This window comes from uncultured Eudoraea sp. (genome assembly GCF_947258525.1).
In the GTDB taxonomy this organism is placed as follows: domain Bacteria; phylum Bacteroidota; class Bacteroidia; order Flavobacteriales; family Flavobacteriaceae; genus Eudoraea.
Genome location: NZ_CAMYIP010000061.1, coordinates 1 through 4,999 on the forward strand (window position 1 = coordinate 1; position 4,999 = coordinate 4,999).

The following is a 4,999-nucleotide window of genomic DNA, read 5'->3' on the forward strand; positions in this document are numbered from 1 at the left end:
ATTAACCCCAGAAATGGCTGGCAATAATCGAAAACAAGCTGTTTCGTATTCAGTACTGATTCCTAGTATTTGGTGGCACAATCTTGGATTTGGAGAACCAATTCAATCTTATTCTCCATCTTCAAATCAGCCTAAAACCCCAATTGTTCGAGTAGTTGAGACTTCTAGAGTTAATTCAATAAATCGCGGAGGTGATCTAGGAAAATACGGTCCTGGACCACGGGCAAAAGCAGACGCATTAAAAAACGCAAGAAAAACTGGAGGTGGCAGTATATTCGCACAGGGTTTTACTCCCCAGCGACAATATTGCTCACGTCCGATCAATAAACCCTTATCTTGTCGAACTACTGGAAAACTTAACGAACAGCAATTTAATGGAAATCAAAATCCAGGTGGATCTTCTTCTTCCTTGAGTCAATCTGAGGCTCTAGCTTATCTCGAAAAGAGATATGGCTCAAATCATATAACTGTCGACGGTGATTTGAAAATATCAGATTGGCAAACAATCAAGAAGTCATGCCATGGGGTCTGCTTTGGAATAAACCCTCAAGATTATGGAGCTAAGCAATCAGACTTGCAGAGATTAAATAAAATCGGAATAGTGAAGTATGTGCAAGAAGGTGGTAGGCTTCCAAGTGACGAGCATATTCAAGCAATCCAAGGTGCCTTAAAATCTTTTTGTGAAGATAGTACAAGTCTTAAAAATAAAAAGAGTACTTTTCGAGGTTCACCCTCTATTACTTATTTTAATGAAATAACTAACCAGGCTGTAATTTTTCAGAGAGATAGGGATGATCTTATAACTGGTTATAAACTTCATCCACGTAATGTTGATAAGTACAAAGAAACGGCTAATATTGGCGAACTACCTAAAAAATAATGAAATTGAATTAAAAAAATAAAGGAGATTCTATGAATCAAGATTTGAACAACCAAAGACATTTGGAACTTTTGAATTATAATAAAAAGAATCATATCCAACTTTTAAAATATTCGCAAGATTTGAAGCAGCAGGGAAAATCCATTCCTGATGAATTAAGAAAGGATTTTTCAAAACTTCGTAAATATTTGGTCATACTAGTTGATCATTTGAACTGGGAAACCCGAGATCAGTATTTGGAATTACTAAACCAATTTATGGAGAAAAAAATTGATATTCCTGACTTTTGTATCGCATTTTGTGAAAGATATAAATTAAACGAGGAAGTGGCAGACATCTTAGAATCCAATTTGGTCCTTTTATCACCCCATGAAAATTCATTAGATTTTGGAAATTTCCTGGAATTAATAGTGGATTCTTGCGAAGTATGTAATGGAGATCCAGAGCCTTTGAGAAAAAGCTACGAGATAGGTCACACTGAGTTTCGAAATTTGGTTGAAAAAACTTATCTTCAAATACAAAAGTTTCTTGAGGAATAGTTAAACATAAAAAAATAGTATGATTGGATGTTAATTATCGTTTTAAATTATAAATTAATATCCAACCATCATACCGCCTAAAATTCTTTCATCTTTCGTTATTATCAGACCCTCCAACCCTAAAACCTCTTCTAAGACCCTTTTTAACCTCATTTCGCACTCCATTTTGGAATACCCTACTCAAGCTATCAAGTGGCCTTCACGGGCTTTCTTTTTGCCTATCAGACACTATTTGATTCTCTGATCACCTAAATAAAAATCCTCGATTTATTTCTATGGCTAATACTTTCCCTCTGGGGTAAACTCTAAATGAACCCACAATTACCGTTCGTTAATATTTACTTTTACTTGACTTTTTGAGCAAAGTTTAATATTCTATATTTAATCAACATTAGAAGGAAGGAGAAATTTATGTTTGAAGAAGTTTCAAAAAATCGTAGATTTGGATATGCAAGAGTGAGCTCGCAAACCCAAGAGGATAATTCTTCTCTGGAAGCACAGAAAGAAGAGTTTATTCAAAAGGGTGTTCCAGAAAAAAATATTCGGGTCGAAATAGGCTCTGCCGCTGATAAAATTAAAGAGCGCCCTGTTTTTTATCACCTGATTGATCACGAGTTAAAAGAAAATGATTTGTTGCTTGTCACCAAAATTGATCGGTGTAGTAGAAATACACTTGAATTCTTAAAATTACAAGAACGACTTCATCAAAAAGGAGTTAGATTTATCTCATTAGATTTGCCTTATTCTACTGATATGGCCGTTAATCAGTTAATTTCCACAAATTTAGCTGCGATTGCTACTTTTGAAAATGAACGTCGGAAAGAGCGCCAGCGTCAAGGAATTCAAGCTGCTAAGAAAAATGGAAAATATTTTGGACGAAAAACTGTGATTGATAAAAAATTAATCTCTCAAGTTCAAGATTTGAAAGAAAATAAAAATCTTTCAATAACTGAAATTAGCAAAATTACAGGACGAGCTCGAAACACTATTTATAAGATTTTGAAAGAGGAATTAAATTACATTCCCTACAATCGATTAGTTAAGAACGTAAATCAGAAGGAAACAAAGGATGCTAAGTAAATTAACTTTTGAGTCGGAAAACTTGGAAGTGGATTGGATAGGATTTAACATTCAAGGACTGCTTAATCAAAAGCAGCTAGAAATAATCGCAAATTATTTATTTCAAAACTTTGAATTTAACTCTACTTTTGCTATTGGATTCGGTGGAAGGCAAGAAAATCTACTCTGGAATTCAAAAAACAAATACCAAGTGTCTTTTCGAGCGTATAAATACGCTGACATATACTGGGAAGGTGTCAAAATAGATTTTTCTGGGCAAAATGGTTATCAATTTTATAACCTAATTGTAGCAAACCAAGTTGATTGGGAAATATTTAACCTCCAACAAGAACTCACCCTATCCCGTTTAGACTTATGTTATACATGCAATAACAATAAAATGGAGCATAAAAGAAATTTTGCATCGTTTTTAGAAAGATGTTACCAAAAAGTAGGCCAGAATAAGTTTATCCAAAATGTTAGCTTACAAAATAATCATATGGGTTCGATTTTAAAAATTGGAAAACGTGGAAGCCCAAACTATTATCGTCTTTATCAAAAAGATAGACAAATTCGATTTGAATTAGAGCAAAGAGGACCAAAAATAAAATTTGCTCAAGATCTACTAAATGAAAACCAGATAGAAATTTTTGAGCAAATAATGACAAGAAATTTTTTCAAGTATTCAAAAAAAGTTTTAGCCATGGATGAAAATTATACTGATTGGTTAGTTGACTATTTTAGAAGACAGAATAAAAATCAAAAATCATTTTTACTAGCAACCGGGTATTTTAAGGATGTTGGGGCAAAGTTAAATAATATTGATAAAAAAAAAATATTTTTTAGGTTTTTACAATTTATTTCTTTTAGCAAGACCCAAACAGTTCATATAGAATTTTTTCGGGAACAACCTTATTGTATTTTTCACTTTAAAGCTTCTGATTTTATGGATTTTATTAAAGTAAACAATAAGAATCACTATCAACGAGAACAGCTAATTAAGTTCTTTCAGAAACTGCAAACAATGAATCCATTAGTAAAACTCTTTACTAACAACAGTTTTCAAAGTTTTACAATTATTCCCTATGTTAAAACTAGAAAAGAATTTGACGAGTATGGACCTTGGGTAATTGAAGTAGCTATTTTACAAGAATTTTACCAATATAGTTATAGATTTTTTTTCCCAACATATTTTATTACATACCAACTGGATTTTGAATTACAAATAAAACTTCAATTCATTCAAAGCTATAGCTGTACAGAATTGACGAAATCTTTTTACCCACAAAAAATATTAGACCAATATAAAGGAGCAAATAATAAAAAAAAATCAGATATCAAACTATTTATTAAGTCTACCTTTTACAATGCTTTAAAGCATAAAATGATTGAAGATAATTGTCAGATAAAATTTAAAAACAAAAAAAGGAAGACTCGGGATATTCTAATACACGATCTTACACCTTTACTTATTGGACAAAGTTACAAAATACATTTTTTTGAAAAAATATGATCATAATTTTAATCATATCATTGGGTTAGATCATTTTAATCATATCATTGGGTTAGATCATTTTAATGGGTTAGACTAACCCGTTAAAATATCAAATAAAAATAATAAAAATTTGTCCTAAAGGTAAGTAAAGGTCTTTGATATTACTGAAAATACAGAGTAAAAATTAAAAAAATTATGACACCAAATATCGGTCCGCTTTTTTAAAAAAGCGGACCGATATTTGACACCAAATATCGGTCCGCTTTTTTAACAATTTTCATAAATTTCTGAAATGAGATGAACTGCTGAACCTATTGTAACTGGATTTGGACTTGCCACCGAAGCTGCGATCACTGCGGTAGCTCCAATACAATGAGCTGCCAACCTTAGAGGTGGGGGCGCACAGCAGTCAATAATAGTTAGAGTGATATTTTTGGTTAACACCAATGGATTTGTCGAATTCGTCACATTAACCCCATTTTTTATTAGTTTCAATGCTCTGCCACCAGGAAATATATAAATACCACCAGTTGCAATTATATCCCACATTTTTAGCCCCCTGTTAAGGTGATTATAATACTTGCTAATTTAGAATTTCTTAAAGGTGATAGACCAATAGCTACACCGATACCAATTGAAATAAATGTTTTCCCAACTAAACCAATTGAAGGAATCATAGTAAAATAAAAATTAAAGTTTTTACAACGTATTTTAATTATTTAGTGTTCAGGTGTCAAATATTTTTTATTTTTTTACCTACAGTCCTAAAATATGCTTATTTTCGACTTTATTTAATTAAAGGTATTATAACCCTAGTCACCCTACCAAGTGGGCTTAAAACGAATTTTAGACCCTTCTCAGACGAGATTTCAATCTTCTATCCCCTCCATAAAAGATTTCCTTAATCCCTACCCCACATACTGTTCATCTGGGGTAAACTCTAAATGAACCCACAATTACCGTTCGTTAATATTTACTTTTACTTGACTTTTTGAGCAAAGTTTAATATTCTATATTTAATCAACA

5 protein-coding genes are annotated in these 4,999 nt (G+C 32.0%); 4 read left to right on the forward strand and 1 reads right to left on the reverse strand.

Annotation, left to right across the window (positions count from 1 at the left end; all coding sequences use genetic code 11):
• The 4 genes from Q0X89_RS04935 to Q0X89_RS04950 all read left to right on the forward strand — a co-directional run.
• Window positions 1-880, forward strand: an 880-nt coding sequence (locus Q0X89_RS04935; RefSeq protein WP_297691725.1) for a hypothetical protein, incomplete at its 5' end; no start/stop codon positions are given.
• A gap of 32 nt (window positions 881-912) precedes the next feature.
• Complete coding sequence (locus Q0X89_RS04940) at window positions 913-1,419, forward strand: hypothetical protein (RefSeq protein ID WP_297691727.1); 507 nt, start codon at window positions 913-915, stop codon at window positions 1,417-1,419.
• Window positions 1,420-1,830: 411 nt separating this feature from the next.
• Window positions 1,831-2,499: a recombinase family protein gene (locus Q0X89_RS04945; protein ID WP_297691729.1), complete on the forward strand. Its 669-nt coding sequence runs from the start codon at window positions 1,831-1,833 to the stop codon at window positions 2,497-2,499.
• On the forward strand, window positions 2,489-3,991 hold the full coding sequence (locus Q0X89_RS04950) for a hypothetical protein (RefSeq protein ID WP_297691731.1): 1,503 nt from the start codon (window positions 2,489-2,491) through the stop codon (window positions 3,989-3,991). The genes Q0X89_RS04945 and Q0X89_RS04950 overlap by 11 nt, the downstream gene beginning before the upstream one ends.
• A 249-nt stretch (window positions 3,992-4,240) precedes the next feature.
• Here the strand turns inward: Q0X89_RS04950 and Q0X89_RS04955 are convergent, their stop codons facing one another.
• Window positions 4,241-4,522: a hypothetical protein gene (locus Q0X89_RS04955; RefSeq protein WP_297691732.1), complete on the reverse strand. Its 282-nt coding sequence runs from the start codon at window positions 4,520-4,522 to the stop codon at window positions 4,241-4,243.
• Window positions 4,523-4,999: the final 477 nt, after the last annotated feature.